Annotated in this window: 18 protein-coding genes and 2 pseudogenes; 9 read left to right on the top strand and 11 right to left on the bottom strand. The window is 61.9% G+C overall.

Annotated elements, in window-relative coordinates:
• Nucleotides 1–631: 631 nt before the first annotated feature.
• Complete coding sequence (locus IC232_RS24585; protein ID WP_190847590.1) at nt 632–1,666, top strand: IS110 family transposase; 1,035 nt, start codon at nt 632–634, stop codon at nt 1,664–1,666.
• A gap of 383 nt (nt 1,667–2,049) precedes the next feature.
• Here the strand turns inward: IC232_RS24585 and IC232_RS24580 are convergent, their stop codons facing one another.
• From IC232_RS24580 to IC232_RS24565, 4 genes are all read right to left on the bottom strand, one after another.
• Nucleotides 2,050–2,334, bottom strand: a complete 285-nt coding sequence (locus tag IC232_RS24580; protein WP_190847589.1) for a hypothetical protein — start codon at nt 2,332–2,334, stop codon at nt 2,050–2,052.
• A gap of 103 nt (nt 2,335–2,437) precedes the next feature.
• Nucleotides 2,438–3,829 (bottom strand): S8 family peptidase, encoded by a 1,392-nt coding sequence (locus tag IC232_RS24575; RefSeq protein WP_190847588.1) that lies wholly within the window; start codon nt 3,827–3,829, stop codon nt 2,438–2,440.
• Between the two features lie 24 nt (nt 3,830–3,853).
• Nucleotides 3,854–7,081, bottom strand: a complete 3,228-nt coding sequence (locus IC232_RS24570) for a glucosaminidase domain-containing protein (RefSeq protein ID WP_190847587.1) — start codon at nt 7,079–7,081, stop codon at nt 3,854–3,856.
• A 58-nt stretch (nt 7,082–7,139) separates the two neighbouring features.
• The gene (locus IC232_RS24565) at nt 7,140–7,895 is read right to left on the bottom strand and encodes a hypothetical protein (RefSeq protein WP_190847586.1); all 756 of its coding nucleotides are present in this window, start codon (nt 7,893–7,895) and stop codon (nt 7,140–7,142) included.
• A 277-nt stretch (nt 7,896–8,172) separates the two neighbouring features.
• Between IC232_RS24565 and IC232_RS24560 the strand changes: the two are divergent.
• Nucleotides 8,173–8,265: pseudogene (locus IC232_RS24560) on the top strand (IS6 family transposase); the annotation flags it as partial.
• Between the two features lie 17 nt (nt 8,266–8,282).
• Here the strand turns inward: IC232_RS24560 and IC232_RS24555 are convergent.
• Both IC232_RS24555 and IC232_RS24550 read right to left on the bottom strand, forming a co-directional pair.
• Complete coding sequence (locus IC232_RS24555) at nt 8,283–8,453, bottom strand: hypothetical protein (RefSeq protein WP_409564964.1); 171 nt, start codon at nt 8,451–8,453, stop codon at nt 8,283–8,285.
• The gene (locus IC232_RS24550) at nt 8,447–8,782 is read right to left on the bottom strand and encodes a hypothetical protein (RefSeq protein ID WP_246812386.1); all 336 of its coding nucleotides are present in this window, start codon (nt 8,780–8,782) and stop codon (nt 8,447–8,449) included. The genes IC232_RS24555 and IC232_RS24550 overlap by 7 nt, the downstream gene beginning before the upstream one ends.
• Before the next feature lie 311 nt (nt 8,783–9,093).
• On the opposite strand from IC232_RS24550, the gene IC232_RS24545 reads away from it, so the two are divergent.
• The gene (locus IC232_RS24545; protein ID WP_190847585.1) at nt 9,094–11,820 is read left to right on the top strand and encodes a DEAD/DEAH box helicase; all 2,727 of its coding nucleotides are present in this window, start codon (nt 9,094–9,096) and stop codon (nt 11,818–11,820) included.
• A 320-nt stretch (nt 11,821–12,140) separates the two neighbouring features.
• Here IC232_RS24545 and IC232_RS24540 read toward each other — a convergent pair whose 3' ends face one another.
• Together IC232_RS24540 and IC232_RS24535 are read right to left on the bottom strand one after the other, a co-directional pair.
• On the bottom strand, nt 12,141–12,413 hold the full coding sequence (locus IC232_RS24540; RefSeq protein ID WP_190847584.1) for an SWIB/MDM2 domain-containing protein: 273 nt from the start codon (nt 12,411–12,413) through the stop codon (nt 12,141–12,143).
• A gap of 102 nt (nt 12,414–12,515) precedes the next feature.
• Nucleotides 12,516–12,779 (bottom strand): hypothetical protein, encoded by a 264-nt coding sequence (locus IC232_RS24535; protein ID WP_190847583.1) that lies wholly within the window; start codon nt 12,777–12,779, stop codon nt 12,516–12,518.
• Nucleotides 12,780–13,379: 600 nt separating this feature from the next.
• Here IC232_RS24535 and IC232_RS24530 point away from each other — a divergent pair.
• The 3 genes from IC232_RS24530 to IC232_RS24520 all read left to right on the top strand — a co-directional run bounded on the left by IC232_RS24530 (nt 13,380) and on the right by IC232_RS24520 (nt 15,330).
• Nucleotides 13,380–13,592 carry a hypothetical protein gene (locus IC232_RS24530; RefSeq protein ID WP_190847593.1) on the top strand — a complete coding sequence of 71 codons (213 nt, stop codon included), beginning with the start codon at nt 13,380–13,382 and terminating at the stop codon, nt 13,590–13,592.
• 176 nt (nt 13,593–13,768) lie between these two features.
• Nucleotides 13,769–14,923 carry a plasmid replication protein RepC gene (repC, locus tag IC232_RS24525; RefSeq protein ID WP_190847582.1) on the top strand — a complete coding sequence of 385 codons (1,155 nt, stop codon included), beginning with the start codon at nt 13,769–13,771 and terminating at the stop codon, nt 14,921–14,923.
• Between the two features lie 155 nt (nt 14,924–15,078).
• Nucleotides 15,079–15,330, top strand: a complete 252-nt coding sequence (locus tag IC232_RS24520) for a WGR domain-containing protein (protein ID WP_190847581.1) — start codon at nt 15,079–15,081, stop codon at nt 15,328–15,330.
• A 22-nt stretch (nt 15,331–15,352) separates the two neighbouring features.
• Here the strand turns inward: IC232_RS24520 and IC232_RS24515 are convergent, their stop codons facing one another.
• Nucleotides 15,353–15,556, bottom strand: a complete 204-nt coding sequence (locus tag IC232_RS24515) for a hypothetical protein (RefSeq protein ID WP_190847580.1) — start codon at nt 15,554–15,556, stop codon at nt 15,353–15,355.
• Nucleotides 15,557–16,061: 505 nt separating this feature from the next.
• Nucleotides 16,062–16,337, bottom strand: coding sequence for a hypothetical protein (locus IC232_RS24510; protein WP_190847579.1), 276 nt, complete (start codon nt 16,335–16,337; stop codon nt 16,062–16,064).
• A 225-nt stretch (nt 16,338–16,562) separates the two neighbouring features.
• Here IC232_RS24510 and IC232_RS24505 point away from each other — a divergent pair, with 225 nt between their 5' ends.
• Complete coding sequence (locus IC232_RS24505; RefSeq protein ID WP_246812385.1) at nt 16,563–17,198, top strand: hypothetical protein; 636 nt, start codon at nt 16,563–16,565, stop codon at nt 17,196–17,198.
• Nucleotides 17,199–17,283: 85 nt separating this feature from the next.
• On the opposite strand, the pseudogene IC232_RS33380 reads toward IC232_RS24505, so the two are convergent.
• Nucleotides 17,284–17,520: pseudogene (locus tag IC232_RS33380) on the bottom strand (GcrA family cell cycle regulator); the annotation flags it as partial.
• Nucleotides 17,521–17,936: 416 nt separating this feature from the next.
• On the opposite strand from IC232_RS33380, the gene IC232_RS24495 reads away from it, so the two are divergent.
• Nucleotides 17,937–18,902 (top strand): hypothetical protein, encoded by a 966-nt coding sequence (locus IC232_RS24495; RefSeq protein ID WP_190847577.1) that lies wholly within the window; start codon nt 17,937–17,939, stop codon nt 18,900–18,902.
• Entirely contained in the window at nt 18,895–19,389 is a 495-nt protein-coding gene (locus tag IC232_RS24490; protein WP_190847576.1) for a hypothetical protein, read from the top strand. The genes IC232_RS24495 and IC232_RS24490 overlap by 8 nt, the downstream gene beginning before the upstream one ends.
• Nucleotides 19,390–19,455: the final 66 nt, after the last annotated feature.

Genomic DNA, 19,455 nt, shown 5'->3' with positions numbered 1-19,455 from the left:
GTGGCTCCTCTCCGGTTCTCCAACATGCCTATTCTGGCACGCCTGACGCTGGTGGAGGGCGCCATCCACGACATCACGTTAATCAGCCTCGGGCGCATTAAGGCAAATTTGGCCGCATGACGGTTTCACGAGGCAATAGTCGCCGCGACGTTCCACTCGGATATGGCGTTGGGGCGGTGAAGGTAGGTCGCACTGACAGAGCGGCAGGAGCGGGGTGGAACGAAAAGGTTGCGCACAGCAGACAACACGTCGACCAACCTCTGCAAGCCTCTTGACGATCAAAAGCCCTGCATGACCCATTCTCGCTGGCGAGACGGCCGAGGTGCATTCTCCGTCCGATTAGTGAGCCCTTTGTGCGAGCTGTGGTCGACTTCTGGCATGATCTGACGCTGGGCGGCAGCCAGGAGCCGATCTTGTTGGTGATCATTCGCCGGGTCGGACAGTCCTGCTTCCGCAAGTGCCGTTTCAGCAAGCGTTTGGCGGCCTTGTTGTCGCGTCGGCTCTGGACGATTTCATTGAGCACATTGGGATCGGAACCAGAACTGCTTCCAAACACGATGGGGTGGATGGCTCCCGCTCCCGACGGTGCCAAGATGAGCCCGTTTAAGGTGGACGAGAGGGAGCGGAGACCATGGGAGAGATCACAACAGTTGGCCTGGACCTCGCCAAATCGGTGTTTCAGGTCCATGCCGTTGACGCCGAGGGGCGGGTTGTTGTTCGCCGGCAGGTCCGGCGCCCCCAACTTGTGAAGTTCTTTGCAGGCCTGTCGCCCTGCCTGATCGGCATGGAAGCCTGCGCGACCGCCCACTACTGGGCCCGCGAGCTCACTGCCCTCGGCCATGAGGTCCGGCTCATGCCACCGGCCTATGTGAAACCCTATGTAAAGCGCCAGAAGAACGATGCCGCCGATGCGGAAGCCATCTGCGAGGCGGTCACCCGGCCAACCGTACGCTTCGTGCCGGTAAAATCACCCGAGCAGCAGTCTGCGGCTATGCTGCACCGCTCCCGGGCTCTCCTGGTAAAACAACGCACCATGCTCCTGCACGCGAGCCGAGCCCACTTGGCCGAACTCGGGATTGCGACCGGGGCTGGGGTCTCTCAGGTGACAAAGATGGTTGGAGCTCTGGTTCGGAGCGAACCTCTCGAGCTGCCTGATCTTGCCCGCGTGGTGCTGGAGACCTTGGCCCGGCTCGTGTTTGACCTTCAGGAGCGGCTGCGGACGATTGATAAGCAGTTGGCACACTGGCACTACACCAATGATCTCTCCAACCAGCTTGAGACAATTCCGGGCATCGGGCTCGTCACTGCTTCTGCCCTGGCTTCAAGCATCCGAGACCCAAATACCTTCCGGTCAGGACGCCACTTTGCGGCCTGGCTCGGGCTGGTGCCGAAACAGAACTTGTCCGGGGGCAAGTCTCGGTTGGGGCGGATCAGCAAGCAGGGCAACAAGTACCTGCGCCAGTTGCTGATCCTGGGCGCCACGTCAGTGCTGCGCTATCTGAGGCGGGAGGGCAGCAGTCCATCGCCCTGGATTGCAGGCCTGCTCCGGCGCCGGCCGCCGAAAGTGGTGGCGGTGGTCCTAGCCAATAAGATGACGCGGATTGCCTGGTCGGTGATGACGCGTGGTGGCGAGTACGAGGACAAGCTGGTACCCCGGGCAATCTGATGCCTGTTCGGTGACTGGCGCACGAGGTTGAGGCGCGGGAGGTGCGTGAAGGTAGCAGACGGTCGATCGCCAAGGACCAGCCGAACCCGGTTAGCGTGTCGGGCGCGACAGCCCGCTTAAACGATAGGGGGCTTGGTCCGGCGAAACCCTTCAAGGCCAGCAGTCACAAGACGATTGCATGAACAGGCCGGACACACGTGTGCACTCGACAGCTGCTGCAGGAGCGATACCGACCAGACCTAACGCGGGAGCCATCCACACACACGCTAAGTTAGAACGAACATAGAACTTCCATCTTCGCCCAGTCGGATCATGCAGCTTGAGCCAAGGGCTGAGGCAGACGCAAGGGGGCCGCAGCAGCTCTTCGTAGGTGATCTTGTCTGTCATCCGGAGCCCTCCTCCGAGTGGGGTTCGCCGGACGTCACCGGCGGGAGGACGGCGCTGACCACGCCGTTGAGTGCAAGCGCGTCACGGATCCGGTTTACCGGACCCTGCACCAGAACGAGGGGCAGGTAACGGCCGCTCTGTGGCGACAGACCCAACCGCACCAGCTCCGCTACAAGAGCCTGCGTGTGCTCTCGCATCTCGCCGATGGCTCTCTCGCGGCTGGCACGGCGGAGAACCGTCGTGGCCGGCGTGCCACCGAGTGAGCCGGCTGCTGGCTCCACGGGGATAGCGTGAGCTCCATGACGGCGCTTATCTCGTCGTCCGGCGCAGCGCCTACAAGCACGTCGCGCAGTCTCGCATCCGCCTTGTCCAACGGATCGTCGCTCATGCTGGCCTCGGGGGGGGCGAAACGCCGGCGACGACATCCTCCCGCGGCAGGCCGATGAGGAGCGACGGGGGCAGCCGTAAAACCCCCGCACCCTGCCGCCCAACGTCGAGATCGAGGCTGACGCAGGCGGACAGGATCTCCTCGTGAAGCTGACGCACGGTAATGTCCGGGTGCTTCTCAATCAGGAGCGCGGCAATGCCAGTCACAATCGGGGTTGCCATGGAGGTTCCGCTCTCGGCTCGGTAACTGCCGTCGGGAAGCGAGGATACGACGTCGACGCCAGGCGCGACCAGGGTCGGCGTCGAATGTTGCATGCCGTCCCAGGTGATCGCGCCGCCGCTGCTGCTGGTCCAGACCCTGCCGCGGGAATCGGACGCGCCAACGGAGATCACCTCTGGGTAGTTGCCTGGGCTACAATTCGTGTTCACCCCGCTGTTGCCGATCGCCATGACGCAAAGAACGTCGAGGCGCTGCGCGATCCTGGCCATGTTCCGCATTTGCGGGTGCTGTCCGGACTTCCCCGCCGAGATGTTGAGGATCTGGACTTCCGGCCGCGCTTGCGCGTGCTCCAGTGCAAAGACGTAGTGGCTGAACGAGCCGACGCGGTTCGGAATCATGGTTAAGCTGACGATCTTGGAGCCCGGTGCAACACCGACCGAGCGCCCTGCGATTAGGCCGGCGACATGGGTTCCGTGCCAGTCCGTGTCAGCGACCAAATCCGCCATTTTGTAGTCGAGGTTCGTTGGGTCGAAGACACGATTTTCAAGAATCCTGCCGGAGAGTTCTGGAACATCGGCGACGCCGGTGTCGAGAACGCCGATGACGATGCCGTCGCCGGTGAGGCCGAACCCGCGGCGACGCGCGGCGAGGAGGCCGATGTCCCGCAGGTGCCACAGCTCCGCCTCCGTGACGGAGCTCGCGCCACCGCCTCCGTTCTCTGCCAGCGCGTCGTTGAGCGGCGGGGCGATCAGCTCGAGCGCGAAATCCTCGACCACGTCGTGGTCGGGGAAGGCCTCACCGAGCGCGTCCTTCGCCTCTGGCTCGGCCTCCAGCACGGTGATGCCCGTTACTGGGGTTCCGTGCGCGGGAGTGGCGAGAACGGAGATGCCGGGCGGGACGACCGCCTCCTCGTCGTCGCGGTTGATGTTGCCGCCCATCGCGTCATCGGCGGGAGCAGTGCGCGGTCGGACGCGCGGAGCAAACGGCGCCTCAGACGCTCGCTGCTGGAGAACGAACTCGTCGAGGCGTCTATCCCCGATGGCGACCGCCTGGCGCGCCCGCACCAAGGCCTCGACCCGGCGCGCTCGAGCGGCCGGCTGCATGGAGGTCGTATCCGACGCGAGCGAGTCGCCGAGATCGTCCACCTTGGGGACGAGGAGGTAGCGCATCGGGCAACTCCTTGTTACTTCGGGTCAACGGGGGTTCACCGCGTTCCAGAGCAGCGCGGTGACTCGCTCGTAGTCGTCTAAGCGGGCAGGATCGTCCGCGACGAGGGCTGCGCCGGCAGTAGCGCAGTCGATCCCGTCGTCGCCGGGTGATGCAAGCTCACTGTCGGCGAGATCAGTCTTCTCATCCGCCGAGCCGACAATAGCGAGCGGATCGGCACCGTTCGCGAGGAGCACCTCAACCGCCTCCGGCGCGCCGAAGAACGCGGCGGCGAGAAGCGGCGTCACCCCGGAACGGTCGCGGAAGTCGACCGATGCGCTCTCGCCAAGCAGCGCTTTGATCGCCCGTACATCGTTGCCGGATGCAGCAGTGACTAGCGCGCTGTGGGCGCCGACCGCATCGTCGAGAGGCACCCCGGCATTGCGCAAGCGTAAGGCCACTGCCGAAAGCCGATCGACCACTCCCGGCACGCTGGCCGCGGAGATCGCGAGCGCCCAAGGTGTCCATAGCGTCTCGCCAGTCGAGCCGCGTACCTCGGCAAGGGAGATGCCCTGTCCGACGATGCGGTCAATTGCACCGTCCTCCGCCTGACCGAGCAGCGCCGCCGCGAGCATCTTTGCGGCTAGCGCCTCGTGAACGGCGACGAGATCCGGCGCGGCGAGTGCGTCTCCGGACGTTTCGGCGAGCGCCGCGTCGGCGACGGCGAGTTGCTGCTGCGCGAACGTCTCGGCGGACAGCGTTCCGCTGTCGAGCGCGTCGATGCCGGCTGGTCCCGGTTCGCCGATCACCTCGAGCGTGGCGTTGCGGATTGTCTCATTGTTGCCGTTCGGGAAGTGATTAGCGAGTGCGCCGCGCAGCGCCTCTACGATATCAATCACACGTTCCCGGCTGTCCGCGTAGCTCATGTTTCCGGTCGCATCAGTGAGCTGTTGAGTCGGGTTAAGGCAGCCAATGCTCCAGAGATAGCCGTCGCCGGGATGAAGGAGGATGCCAGTTCGGCTCTTCGTGTTGCCCACGCGGATCGCGGGCATCGGCGGTGCGCCGGCCTCCGCGCTGGTCGTGAAGCCGATTGTCTTGAACTTGGTCACGCCCGCGAGATGGCGGCTACCCGCATGTGTCAGGAGAGGGTAGGTGCCTTCCTTGATCCGGGTGTGCAGCTGGACGCCAATAGGCGAGTTGTCACCCGGACCGCGCGGTTCGAGGACCATACCGGCGACACCGTCAACCGGGCGGCCATCAACGAAGAGCTGGTACATGCTCGCGGTTCGCTCGCCCTTTCCGCGGCGCTTCTCCGCCCGAAGGCGTCTGATCTGGAGGACAACACCAACGACCGCAGTGCCGTCGGTGCCATCGCTGGGCTGCTGGCCGGTGAAGCCGCCCGCGTTGGTATCGCCGGAAGAGCCATCATTCGGCAAGATCCGGGCCACGATGTCCATGAGCTTGCGCTCGTATTGAGGGTCGCTCGGGCGCCAGGTCTTGCTGAGAAACGTCGCGAAGGACGCTGCGCTGCCGACCATTCGCCATCCGGCGAAAGCGGGATCGTTGTCGAGCCGGTGCCGGTACGCGCGCAGGAACGTCGCGGCGGAGAGGAAGCGACAGAACGTACCTCGAGCCGGCTCGACAGGATGCGGCACCGCCACCGCCACCTCGTTGAAGAGGTCGGACCAGGGAATGCCAGCGAAGTTGGCATGGATGTTGGCAAGGTCGGAGCGGCCCCAGTCGGATTCCAACGCACACTGTGCGACAATCACCGGCAGAAGCGGGACAAGCACCGTCTCAGCCGCGACCGAGTTGACGAGGGTGAGGAAGTCCGCCGTCGCGCCTTGCTCTTTCACCTTCGTGGAGCTGACGCCGGCGGCGCCATGCACGGCCGTGCTATCCCCGATGCCGGCGACCGAGCCATCGCCGAGGGTTCCGTCGGACTGCACGATCCCCGCATTGAGCAGCTGGCGCTCAATTCCGATTACCCGGCTCGCGTAGCCCTCGCGCTGCGCCCACGTGCGACCGATGAAGCGGATGAAGTCGTGCGGCGAGCGCTTCGCCATCTCATGCCAGCCACGGTATGGCGAGCGCTCAAGGAACATGAAGTAGCCCTGAATGAAATCGCGAATGCTGCCGAACTCGAGATATGTGTCGAGTCCGTCGTGGGCGAGGTACCGAACCTTCTTCGCAGGTACATCGCGGATGATGGCGTCGACCTCGCTCTTCGCCTTCATGCCGGCAAAGTTGAAGTGCTTGGCAGCGAGCTCAGAACGGGCCCAGCCGGTCTCTTCAATCCATTGCGCAAGAGTGATGCTCTTCAGCCGCTCCACCACAGTCGGGGCGAGCGATGGAACCGTCGGCGTGAACACGCGGTAGGTAGCGATGAGCTCGCGCAGTAGAGGCACGTCCGGGATCGACGAGTCAGCCTGCGGAACGATGGGCCGCGGCCTCGCCGTCGAGCCTGTACCGGTTCCCGACGTCGGTCCGGACGTGGTGACACCCGTGAAGCTTGCATACGCGGCGAGGATCGCGTCTGCTAAGCCGTCCTTCTTCCCAATACCGAGGGTCGCATCGGGACGGTTGTCACCGAAGAACGGCTCGATCAGCGCAGACGGTTGAAGCTGGGTGACGCTCGCGATGCCGCGCTTGTACGGGCTGTCTGGACTAGGTATGAAGATACCTCTGTCCTCGTTCCGTCCCTGCCGGTCGTAGAGCCTCACAAATTCCTTCTGCAGCGCTTGCGCCCAGCTCTTCGATTCGTTGCTGCCGTAGAGCACAAGCGAGCCGCGGGAGTTGCCGCTGGCGGCGTTGAAATGCAGTTCGACAGTCGCCTTCGGGGACCACCGGCTCACGGCGGCGTAGGCGCCCTCAATCCCGACCCCGTCGCGAAAGAAGATTTCGCAGCGGATTCCTGCGCGGTCCGCACGCTCCTTGATCATAAGGGCAAGACCGCGGTTCCAAGCGTACTCGTTGCGCTCCGAGAGCGGTGTCGTCCGGCTGTCGGCGGGAAAGGGTGGGCTCAGAGCCTGCGCCCCCTGACTGCGGGCGGTGTGGCCCACAACGATGGCGAGGCCCTCTGGGGCGAGGGCGTCACTCGGCGGCGGCGGCGGGATCGCCTCGGTCGGGTTGAGGCGGTCGAGAAGATCCTCAAATTCGTCCTTCACAGCGTCGCGGTGCGCGATCTTCGCCTCGTCGTCTAGGCCGGCCTCCAGCGCCGCGAGCTCCCGCGCGACATCGCGCAGCCGCGCGATCAGGATCTCTCTCTCCTCCATCTCATCCTCCTCAGCCTTGACTTTGGGGCGGAGCGCAAACTGCGCGCTCGCCAGCCGCTCAGATCGGCAGATCGACGATGAAAGCTTTCTGATGCGCGAGGATCCGGCTCTGGATCAGCGGATGCACGGCTTGCAGCACTTCGGCGTTGATGCTCACCTTACCCGATTGGTGCCTGATCTCGACCTCGCTGCTGCGCACCTTCACGAAGAGCACGTGGGTGAGCGTTGAGCTTGCCTTCATCCCGAATGCCATGAGCGTGATCAGGTGGCCGGTAGCGTCGCTTTCGGCCACCGAGACTTGAAAGCGAGCGCTTTCGGCGTGCCGGGTCTCGCGGTTGAAGATTACGAAGAACGGCTCTTTCTCCTGCGCGCGGACTAGGCTCTCGAGCGCAGTCCTGACCAGCGTCAGCGCCGTGCTGCCGGGACCTAGAAGGCCGGCGGCAATGTCGAGAACCACCTGATGCGCTTCGATGTCGTTCGCCGTCTCAGTAAACTCAGCGAACCCGTGCTCTTGTACCAGCCAACCGACGTTCTTCAGCGTGTCGAAATATGCGTCGTACCAGTCGTAGATCTTGGTCTCGTCGGCGACCTTGCGCGTTGCGGCAAGCTGCGCAAGCAACGCAGAATCAATGATTGCCTGACGCATCGCAGGCTTTACCTCTGCAGTGAAGGAGATCACGTCCGAGCCGACGACAGTTGCGTTCGTCTTACCGGCTTGCAGCGCCTCCTCGGCGCTCAGCGCGTCCAACGATCGTGCGACTGGAAGCTCAACGGCCCGTACGAATTCAGAAGCCGAAGCAAGGTCAAGCATCATAGGCGCCTCCAAGGACCTATAACGAGTCGCCCCCAAGGATCTATAACAACATGACTTTAGCCTCAACAGGAGGGATAATTAAGGGTACACCCTCCGGTCCCGTTCATCGTGCCGACGCCGCCTGATTCAGCGGCGCCCACTTCCGGCGCGAGAACTTGGCTTAGCGTTAGTTCGCAATCCAGCAGTTGTCGCCCATGCGCCACATCGGTGGTGGGCGTGAGGTTGATAGCGCTTGCAACTCCCAACAAGGCCCCGTCATCGACATCCATACTTCAATGAGATGGTTCACATGATGCGAAAAGGACAGGCGAAATACGCCTGCACTCGGCAACCGTCGCTCGTTGAGCAGTTCGAGCGGCTCGCCGCATAAGCGGATACGAACCGCGCTCAGATTTCCCCGTTCGCAGTCAGAAATTGCGACAAAGCCCGAAGTCGGCCTCCCGCACCCGAAGATCGAGAGAATAGCAATGACCCATAATCCACCTCCCGCCCGATATCAGACTGTTTGAAACCGACGAAGGGCGCTTTGGGCTCGTGAGCCAGCGTGTTGATCAGCACACGACCGGCGACAATCCGATCTGCGACTCTGCGGGCACGATCGGCAGACGCTGCTGCGGTACCAGAGCGGGCCCTTCATAACTGTCAATAAAGCGGCGCTCAATCACTCGGCGTTCAATTACCCAGTGCTCTATCTGTGGGGCGATATACGTCTCCTCGACCGCAAGCCGACGCCGGCTTGGTGGGCGCTCCGGAACCGCTTCCTGATCCACAAAATACGGGGGTAGATCCGCGGCCACAGCCGCCGCTGTACTCACCAGAGTTGATCCGCCGAGCAACAGTCCGACCACGCTCGCTTGGACAACTTTGTCTAGATCAAACATCTGCATTTGAGGTCCTGCCGTTCTTCGATGGGAACGTCGCCTCACGGTCAAGGTTCCATTCTTGGGCGTTCGTGCGGGGCCGACAGGCGCGGCATTCCGACGGGAGGCGTTCCGGCGCCCTAAGCCCGCTGCTGACGAGCGAGGGCAGCTTGGAAGTCGGTAAAGTCGGGTGCTTTTAAACCGACGTTAACGGTGATCGTGTTCCCAAAATGTTCTATGATGCTGAGAGCCACCTGAATCGGAAGATTCCTCTGTCCGAGCAGGGCGCTCATGTGTTTCTGATGTTCCCTCTAAACCCACTTTTGATTTCCTGAACGATGCGGCCTCTTTCCAAACTCGCCGATGCTTCCGGCGAGGTGTCAGCCCTTTCTCTGATCCGGGTTCTCGGTGACAAGCAGGCCGAGCCTTACCAGGCCCGGATCATGCTCTCGCTGCGCGAGGCAATTCGGCGCGGGCGCTCAGGTGCGGTTCTGGCGCCTACAGGCAGCGGTAAGAGCCTGAAGGCTGCGGCGGCCGCCGCAGATGCTTTTGATCTCGGTAAACCGATTCTGATCCTGCATCCTGACAGCAGCCTGCTGCGGCAGAACTATGCGCAGTTGCAGGCAATCCCGTCCTTGCGGAAGGCGCGGGTAACGTTTTTCGTTGCCAAAACAGAGATCATCGGGAATGACCCGATGCTCCGCAACAGCCTCAATGCCGATGTGATCATGGCGACGAACATGTCGCTGGTGAACAAGCTGGATGACGAGGACTTCCTGCGTGGCCTTGACGAGGTCGGCAGGCGAGGGGGCATCGCGCTCATCGACGAGGGACACAAGGCCGCCGCAGAACAGCTCTCGACGATTCTCCAGCGGATTGCCCGGGCTGGTGGTTCGGGGATCGTGCTGACCGCCACTCCGTTCAGGACCGACGGGCAAGATCCTCTCGATCCCTTCGGTGCCAGCATCGAGCACGATCTGATCGATGTCGCCACCTATGACGAGGTCCTGGCGACGGGCCGGACGGTGAGGACCCGGTTCGATATCGCAACAGGCGAGTTCGAGCGCCATCTTGGCGCCGACGCTGTCCGGCTGATCGAGAGCGCCTTCCTCGCGCTGCTGGCTGAGAACAAGTCAGTTGACCAGGCCTCCCAGCAGGCGTTCTCCCGCTTCTTCAAGGAGGGAGCAAGTGAAGGCGACAAGGCGATTGCCGCTCTCATCGTAGCAGCCGTTGCCCGGATCTGGGCCAAGCGTGCGAGCAACGCCACCCTGGCGATGGTCCATTGTGATAGCGTCGAGTTCTCCAAAGAGCTCTCCGGCCATCTGGCTCAAGAATGCCTTCCTCCTGGTCACGTAAGGGAGGGGGAAAAGCCCCGCGTGGCCTTTGTTGTTGCCGGCGAGATCCGCGTCTGGCGCAACGGCGCCGAGAAGAGGTTCAAGGAGGGTGAGCCGGTCGGCCGCAAAATCAAGCGCGACGACCTCCTCGATGCTGCTCGCGCCGGCGGCTTCGACATTCTGGTTAACGTCAATGCTCTCGGCGTCGGCACCGACATTCCCCAGACCGACCTCAACATTCTTGCCTGTCAGGAGCGCTCCATCGGACCGGTCAAGCAGATCAGCGGGCGAGGGGAACGGGCTCATAAAGCGTCCGGCAAGACGCACCAGGTCTTCGTCGATGTTGGCAATTCCATCCTCCGGATTTTCAGCGACATCGACGCCATGCGCCGGAATGATCCCGAGCGCTGCCGCCGCCAGGTTCGCGGGCTGGCGGCTCCGATCCGGGAGCAGTTTGAGGCCTGGTTCGACAAGGATCCCAGCCTTCGCGAGCAAATCGAGGAGCGCCAGCGTCAGATCCGGCTGCGGATGGGCGAGGGGGACAGCGAGCAGTACGACAAGGACGCTGCCCCGGATCTCCCCCGCTGGCTGGTGGCTACCTACGACGAACGGACAGGCGCGCAGCAGGCCTTCCTCTGCAAGACCCAGGACGTAGCCCGCAAATACGTGGCCTTCGTCGGCATCCGACACGACGGTGACTACGAATCTGCCAATCCTACCGACAAGCAGCGCAAGTTCCTGAGGAGCCTACAGGAGGCGCCGCCTCTCGCCCTGCCGTGGCTCACCGACTTCACCCATCCGTCCAGCGCTACCCACATGTCGGCCGCCATCGATCTCTTGAAGGACAGGGCGGGACTGATGGGTCGTTTGCTCAACGCCGCTGCCGTTCGCTTGGTGGAGCGGGCAACGGGTTCTCACAGCCTGCAGCCCGACCTGCGCTCGATTGTTCTGGATCGGCCCAATCAGCTGACGACCCAGCGACGCGATCTCCTCGCTGCCTATTGTCGGTTGCGTCAGCGCTTTGCTGATCTCTTCCCTTACGCCTTCGGCGGCAAGCCCGGGGCGTTCTCGGTCACGACCTTCGATCCCAGTGTGCTGCCTGAGATCAAGGCGATCGTGGCCAACACGAACATCCGCTTCTTTGTCATCGACGACGCCGAGAAGGAAGAGCAGCTCAGGCCCAATCTCGCCGAGGGCTTGATCAAGTCCTCCATCGTGGCGGTTGGCCCAAAGGGCCCGAGTGAGCAGTGGATCCGTCAGAAGGCAGGCTTCGGCCGCCATGACGATGCGACCCGGGCACGGGAGCAGAGCTTCCGAGAGTACCTGAAACAGCTGTCCGATGGGCCGCTGACCAAGGACCAGTCACTGACGATCACCCTCGCCAAGAGCGAGTACCTTGAGATAGCTGCCGCAACGCCGGGCAAGGACCTCATCAGAGCCATGCCTTCTGCTGTGATGAACCTGTTGCTGCTTCTCGGGGAGGAAGGTGGCATGTCTCTACCGCAAGAACAGGTCGAACTTATTCAGGATGCTATTCATAAGAACCGGGCTGACATCGCTGTTCCGTTCTCGCTTCCTCGTCTCTGTGCCCGGTATGCCCAGCGCCAGGTACCGGCGCAGAAGAAGATCCTGAAGGATCTCGAAAAGGCTGCCAACTTCAAGCGGAATCGGGATGCCTACCTGCTCTCTCAGGCGAGCACCGCACCGCGCGACCAGCGCCTCAGGGCATGAGGGGTCCTAAGATCGAACCGTTGAGGCCGCTGCATCCTGGAGGCAGGAGGTGTTCGCGCTGAGCAATCAGATGGTCTCAGTCGATAAGCTGCTGATCGCTGACGTCATAGCCTCCTGAATGATCACTGTCGGCGGGCATCAGTAAACGAAAAAGCCCCAGCTGAGAGGTAAGGACTCTCTGCCGGGGCCAACTCCACGCATTGGGGGCGATGGAGATTATACGGGCTGATACGCAACGCGCCCGTTACCCGCAGCATGAAACGGTCAAGCCTAACAATTCGTGCAAGGGTGACGAGGCTGCTGTGCACTCATCAGGAAGATCAGGACAAATGCTGAGCGAAGTGTTTGTTCATCTCGAACATACTGACCTTGTCCTTGCCACCGAAGACTGGCCGGAGCTTGTCGTCGGCCAGGATCTCGCGCTTGTTCTCGGGGTTCTGGAGGTTATTCGCTTTGATGTACTCCCAGACCTTGCTCACCACTTCGGTGCGGGGCAGGGGAGCCGAGCCGACAACGGCTGCAAGTTCGTTCGAGGGTTGCAACGGCTTCGCCAGGGCCGGGTTGGGCTTCTTGGTTTTGCTGGCTTCTGCCATTGTATCACTCCGTTGTTACGCCTCGTAGCTCTACGGAGGCAAGGGGCGGGGACCATGGCAATCGGGAACCTAACCGTTCCTTAATGGCAGCCCCGCCATTCACTACCGTCGTTTGCTTTGCGGTTTCGCCATCATCTGCCGCATGGCTTCTTCAGCCCGCGCTCTCGCTTCAGCATCATGGCTGAGGTTGCGCACCTCCGCAGGCTCGTCCTGCTCCCGCAAGCCGTTCTTGCGGGCCCGCCACTGCTTGGCCTGCGCGGCTGTTGCGGCTGCACTGGCAAGCTTCTCAAGCCGATCAAGCTGGGATGAGCTGGCCGGAGTCCGGCCCTCAGGATGCTCGTCCTCGTCGTTCGCGCCCACTGTCATGGATCCTCCGCTCCTTCAGTTCGCCCGCAACCACGCTCTCTATGCCGTGGCCACAGGGTAGGTCAGCCAATCCTTCACCTCGGCCCTACATGATTCAGGCTTCGTCTCCAGGTTCGGGCACGAGATCATCAGCACTAAGGCGGATACCGCTCGACCAGAGCATTGAAAGTCAGTCGGGTGCCACCGGGCAGTACATCCCCGCCTACTGCTCGGAGCTGCGAAATTTGCGGCTAACCCAAACTGATCCTAGAGCCGTCTCACGCAGTGGTAGAGTCTATTCCAAGTATCTGGGTCTGTTAGCGGTTCCGCTAGGGATCATCGACATCCCTTTCCGGCACATGTTTGAGCCATGTCGCTGAACCGTAGCCCGGAGCTCGGCTCGATTACTAAGCAGCATCGAATCAAGTGCGTAACTTCGAATCACCCGGAACCGGGTTTTTACATGCGAATTGACTTGGCCTTTTCAGCTAAATGATTCTAGCCAAAGAAGTTTCCCACCGCTGAATCGATCTATTGTGAATGGATTCTTGACGCGCGACTCCACAGCCAACTCAGAATCGGGCATGTCTCGTAACGGCACGAGTGTAATGGGTGCATACCATGCCTGACGTGAAAGGGATCGAACGGGTTCAGCGCTTCCGCAAGTCTCGCCGGGAACGGGGAGACAAGGAAGTGAACGTCTGGATTCCTGGGCTTCTGAGCACTGCGATCGACCAAGCGGTCGAGAGCGGCCAGTTCAAGTCCCGTGAGGCTGTCATCACCCATGCCCTCGAAGCCATGTTCGCCCAGAAGGATCGAAATGTCGTGACGTAAACCAGGCAAAGCAAAAGGCCCACGAAGCTGGAAACTTCGAGGGCCTTTGGAGACCACCGCGAGGGTGGGCATTCGGAATGTTTTGATCGACCTCCTTATGCCATCCCGACAAGCTGACTGTCAAGAGCATCGGTTTCGGTGAACGCTCCCGCTTTGCCCTCACATAGGAGGGTACGATGCAACTGGCATCGTCAGGAGGCCGGCGGCTGAGACATGCCGCTCTGGCCGCGAGAGAACTTGCGCTCGAAACCGGGCGTACGGTGACGCGAAAAGAACTATCTGCGGCAGCCAGGGACGCTGCCAAGGCCTTGGATTTGCGCAACGGACCCCGGTCGGTCCTCTCCGAACTCGTGGCCTGCTGGGGCGAGCAGGAGTGGGAGCGGCTGCTGGTCTGGCCATCCAACGACTACCTGATGAGCCGCACCGGCCTGTCCGAGCGGTCCGTTCGGTATGCCTTCAGGGTGCTGATCGACCAGCAGCTGATCGTTCCGAAGGAATCCCCCAACGGGAAGCGCTTCGCTGTCAAAGACTTAGGCGGTGAGATCGTCGATGCGTTTGGCTTCGACCTGACGCCCGTCTATGTCAGGCGAGGAGAGTGGGCCGAGCGACTGGTCGAGCAGAAGCAGCTCAGGGAAGCCCGCAAGCGCGCCTTCGACGAGATCACCATCGCCCGCCGCGCCGCGGAAGAAGCCTTGAGCGCCTTGGCCGAGCACTATCCCGATCTGGACCGTTCCGATCTGGAAGACCGTCTCAAGGCTCTAAAAGCCCGGACGCCATTGCGCAGCACAAAGATGATGCCGCTGGACGCTCTCGACGCGTGGAACGACCTGAGGACACTTTGCGAGAATGCATTCTTTGATGCGGGCAATGGGGGCAAAGATTGCCGTCACACTAATAACAACAACGGATCTCCTAGTGAGCCTTGTAACAAGAGCTTTCCGAAGAAAGCTGAGCCGGTTCGTTCAACCGAACAACCCCCGGAGCACCTATCACCGGAATTGATCCTTGAGGCTTGCCCCGCCCTCAGCGACTACGGCCAACCCGTGCGGGATCTGGCGGACATCGTCTCAGCCGGCCGCTACCTGCGAGCTTCGCTCGGGGCGCATGAGAGCGCCTGGGCCGAGGCTGTCGAAGAGGTTGGCACCGTCAGGGCGGCCATTGCGGTGATCTACGTCCTGCAGCTCTATGAGGACGACGCAGCCAAGAACGGCGGGGAGAGCCGGATCAAGAACCCGGGCGGCTACTTCCGCGCCCTCACCCGCATGGTGAAATCCGGCAAGATCGACCTTGCCGTCGAACTCCTGGCCATGAGGAGACGAAGAATGTCGTAGGCAGAGGAACCGTGCTCGTGGAGATGGTGACTGGCCAGCGTACGTGGGTTCAGGGAGCGGAAACCGTAGGGTGCATCACGGCTGTGAATCGTTAAGGCTCAATCGATTCAGGACTTTGATTGGACCTCGTCCCTGGGCCAGCGCGACACTGGCGCATGGCTCACGACACGATCCACTATCTCGTCCTGCACCGGTGCGATCCAAGCTGCAACATGGCTCGCTACTATGTCCTGTCGATCGAGCCGAGCCTGTTTGGCGATGCGACCCTGATCCGCGAGTGGGGGCGCCTTGGGCGACCCGGGCAGAGGAGGGTCGAGCTTTACGAGAACCAGTCATGCGCCGTGGAAGCGCTCGAGACCTGGCTCCAGCGAAAGTTTCGCCGCGGCTATCTGCTCCAAGGCGGGTAGAGCAGGGAAGCCTGGATCGGTCTCAGCGTAGGATCTTGAGCAGTTCTTCGACAGCTTCAGTCTCCTTGAGACTGCCTCTCTCGTACTGGCGCAGCACGTCCCTGATCTGAGCGCGCTTCGAACGTGAACTGCCAACCTGCTCGTCATGGGCAGGTGCTTGCTGTTGGATCACGGATGGCAATTCGGGCCGGCGGAAGTAGGCTTGAGCTCTCTCCAGCAGTCTCATGGTCAACATTCGTGGCGGATGACACAGATGATCGATAGGCGCTCGTGAGGCCGGTTCGTTGCCTCCTATCCTTAGCAACCGGCAGGATCGAGGAAGACAGACTTTGGTCGAAGGCATCAGGGCGAGAAAGCCGCGCTTTGATCATTGTTATGGTATGAGCGGGGCTTCAACGGTGCACACGGCTGATGGTGTCGAGCGGGCGCTGAGAGGATGACCGCACATGGATGAGAGTTTCTCGCCGACCATTTTCCTTTATGGCATGGCCCTCGTGCTCGCCGTGGGAAAGGCGTTCACGCTGACGATCTGGCGGACCCTTCCGAAACCCAGACGAGGGCTGAGGCAAGAAATGCTGCAGGCCTGGAAGAACCGCAGGCTTCAGAAGCAGGCTGCAACGAACGCAGTTCAGCCTCCTCGCAGAGAGCCGATGGCGGACGATCCCCCGAGGACTGCTGAGGAGGCTAAGAGGGAGCCACACGCCACAATGCCCGCTCCATAGACCCGCGGCTTACTTCCGAGCCGCCATGAGATCATGGGTAAGGACAGTGAGCTTGCCGATCAGCGATGCCATATCGCTCGGATCGCATGACCACTGAGTGCCGATAGCAGTCCCATCGGAGGATACGGACACGACGGCAAGAGAGCGCAGCTTGCCCTCGCGGGCGAGCCGCAGATGCTCCTGTAGGAGGTCGATCATCGAACCTGTGTTCTCGTCGACGGGCGGTGTGTTGACGGGACGGAGCTTGGCCACCGATCTACGTTCGCTAGCTTGCTTTTCGCTCATGGTGCACCCCTCAATCATTCCCAGGCTCTTGCAGACCTCTCATCGAGAATGCGCACTAGACATAAACCAAGTGTCAACACTAGGCCGACATAGTAGAAACATCGGCCGTGTCGTATTTCGACAACACTGCTGAGTAAGCTTAACCAATACACTAAGCAGCTGCCGTTGTGAGGATCCTCTACAGTCGTGGGTCAGCAGTTAACAACTGCGCGGATGTAGACACAGATGGGTGACGGCTTACGTGAGGAATGCGCAAACAACACTTGGCTCAACATTGTGAGGGATAAGGATCCGCTTGAACTCGGCCTCCAAGCCGACCGTATGTCAGAGGCCGAAGTGGCCCTGCGCCTGGCCGAGTTCATCCTGTCGCTTCCTCATTCGGGAGCGATGGCAAGTGTCGCGATCGATGGTGCCAGCATCAAGGTTGGCGACCCAATTGTCTTCGACATCGGCCGCTTCATGGCTTGGACTGGATGGGAGCAGATCAGGGAGCCGCAGTTCGGCCGGAGCGCGCGAACTGGCGCTTACCGGCGCAACGACAAGACCATCCGGGTGCACTCGCGACCAGGTGAGGGCAACGTAGTCGCCACAATCGATGGCCGCCGCGTCGTCGCCCAATGCAAGAAGGGTCCACTGGTCCGAAAGCCTGGAGGTCCGGAGTATGCATTGCTCACCGCCGCACTCGGGCAGGCGCTGTTGTTCGATGTCTCTGCCGATGACATCGTGGTCACAGCGGTTCCGGACACACCTGTCTTCCGCAAGCTCGCGGAGATTTGGCGAAGCCGTCCACTCGTCAGGCGAGCCGGCATCCGCATCGCCCTTGTGGCCCGTGACGGCGCGGTCTCTGGGCTGGATTTGTGACCGGCACAAGATGCGGTGGCGCACGCTGGAGTGAGCTCTCCCTCGCCCTGACCAGATCTCGGAAGGCTCGTTGTGAATTGCTCGCCTACGACGCCAGAGCGTCACGCCGAATTCTGACGGGTTGCGCCGGGACGTAGACGAGCCTCCGGTGCCAGTCGCACCAGCTTGATCCCTCTGGTGTCGGGGCTCCGCAGCAGATGGCACGACGAGGATCGTCGGAGACGATGTAGCGGCACTGCCGCGTTCCAATCTTGAGCAGGTTCGTCCGTTGCCTGGGATCTGGCTCTTGCATGACGGACATCTTTGCACGCTCGCTTGTCTCAACGGAAGTCGCGTTTTGCTACACGGATGGCGGGCACCTCAGCCCGCTGCTCGGGGATCCCACTAGGAGGCGCATCGACAATCTTCCTCGGCCCGTCGCGCAAGCGATCGCGTCTCCATCGTTCCCGACGAGAGAATGCCCCGGATGGAGTGAAGCCTGCGCATTCGATAGCGGTGCTGCTTGGAAGAGTCCGGGGAAGGGTCATCATCCCGGAAAGACAATCCCGAGAAGAGACGACTCTGAATGTTCGGGTGGTGAGGCAGGGAACAAGAAAAATCCCAAAAAGGACATGCCACAGTAAGGCGCCACAGCCGGCGCGGCACGGGTCAGTCCGACCTCGTCACAGTGAGCCTAGGACGTTCGTTCCTGACGAGCGCGGGCTCATCATCCATCACCCCACAGACGAAATGAACTCCATGACCACTGGTGAAGATAACACTGAAGCCCGCGTGCAGGCATTTCAGGCCAAGGCCAAAGACAGCATCTTCGGGCAGGACGCTGCCATCGATGCCCTCGCGGCCGAACTCGCCCGCCTCGAGATCCGCCACGATCACCGCCCCCGCGGCGTCTTCCTGCTCGCGGGACCCGACCGCAGTGGCACAAAGGCTGACATCGTGCAGATGGTGGCTGACGCGCTGGGCATTCCAATCCACCAGTATGACCTCTCCCCACCCTGGGGCGGTGAGGACGCGCTCATCTTCGGGCTCCATCCCGGCGTACCCGCCTGGCTCTCGCTGCAGCAGAGCCTGACCGACCATCCTCTCGCTGTGGTTAGCCTCAAGGCCATTGAGTTGGCCCATCCGACCGTCCTCAACCGCCTCCAGGCCGGCTGGACCAGCGATCACCTCGTGGAGCCGTCCGGCACGCAGGTGGTGACAACCGAGGCCATCTTCATCCTGACCACCGATCTGGCCCAGGGAGCGGTGGGCCAGCTGGCCCGCCAGGAGGCCGATCCCGACCGGCTGCATGTGGCGGCCATGAAGCTTCTGGCCGATGCCGGCTTTCCCATCCTGGTGCTGCGCAGCATCGACGCGGTGATTGGCCTGAAGAGCCACACGCCAGGGGAGCTGACGCGGGAATACCGCCGTCAGATTGCAGAGCAGGTCCGCGCGCATGGCCTGGTGCTGGCAGACGGTGGGATCGATGCCCGCATTGTCACCGATCTCATGGCGCCGGCAATCGGCCCCTATGTGGAAGGAGAGTGGGCGGTGAGAGATCGCCTCGATGCGGATCTTGTCCGCGCTAAGGCTGAGGGTGCCGAGACCATCCGGCTGGTGCTAGGCGAGGAGAGCATCCTGGTCGTGCCGGTGGATCGCCTGCTCCAGGAGGAGCCGCCATCGTCTCCCGGCTCGGCCGCTCAAGAGGACTCCGGCGATGAGTAGGCAGGAGCTGGACATCGCCGCTCGCCTTGAGGCGCATGCGCTGCTTGATCGCCTAACAACGGATGGGCCGACTTTTTCGCGTGAGGATGCCCGGCGCTTAATCGCTCTGATCCCGGTGGCGCCGCGCCGACGCTTGTCGTTCACCGGCGTGTTCAAGAGCCGGGGTCCGGGCTTGCGCGGACAGGCCGCCGGGATCGGCGATGTGGAGCTGGATGGCGCGGACAAAGAACGACGGATGTCGTGGAACACTCCGGCGTTTCACAGAATCGGAGGCTATGTGCTTACTCATACGCCTGGCCAGATTGTCATCGAGCTAATGTGGATCGCCACCCGTGAGGACCTGTCCGGTCAGAGCTGTCAGCTCCTTTACGAGGCTGAGACGGAAGAGCCAACAGCGATGGAGATTTCCGTTCAGAAAACCCTGACGCTCCTGTTCATCCGCTTAGCCTACATTTCCTACGTGCCCTGGAAGACGCCGGAGGGGTGACGGACAGGGGGGTTGAACGATCCGTCGTTGGCGGGCCAGTTTCTTGACAAGAGAAGGCTGGGCCCG

It is taken from the genome of Microvirga sp. (assembly GCF_014699075.1).
Taxonomy (GTDB): Bacteria; Pseudomonadota; Alphaproteobacteria; order Rhizobiales; family Beijerinckiaceae; genus Microvirga.
Note: the sequence above shows the minus strand (reverse complement) of the source record. Positions and strands in the feature narration are given on the sequence as shown.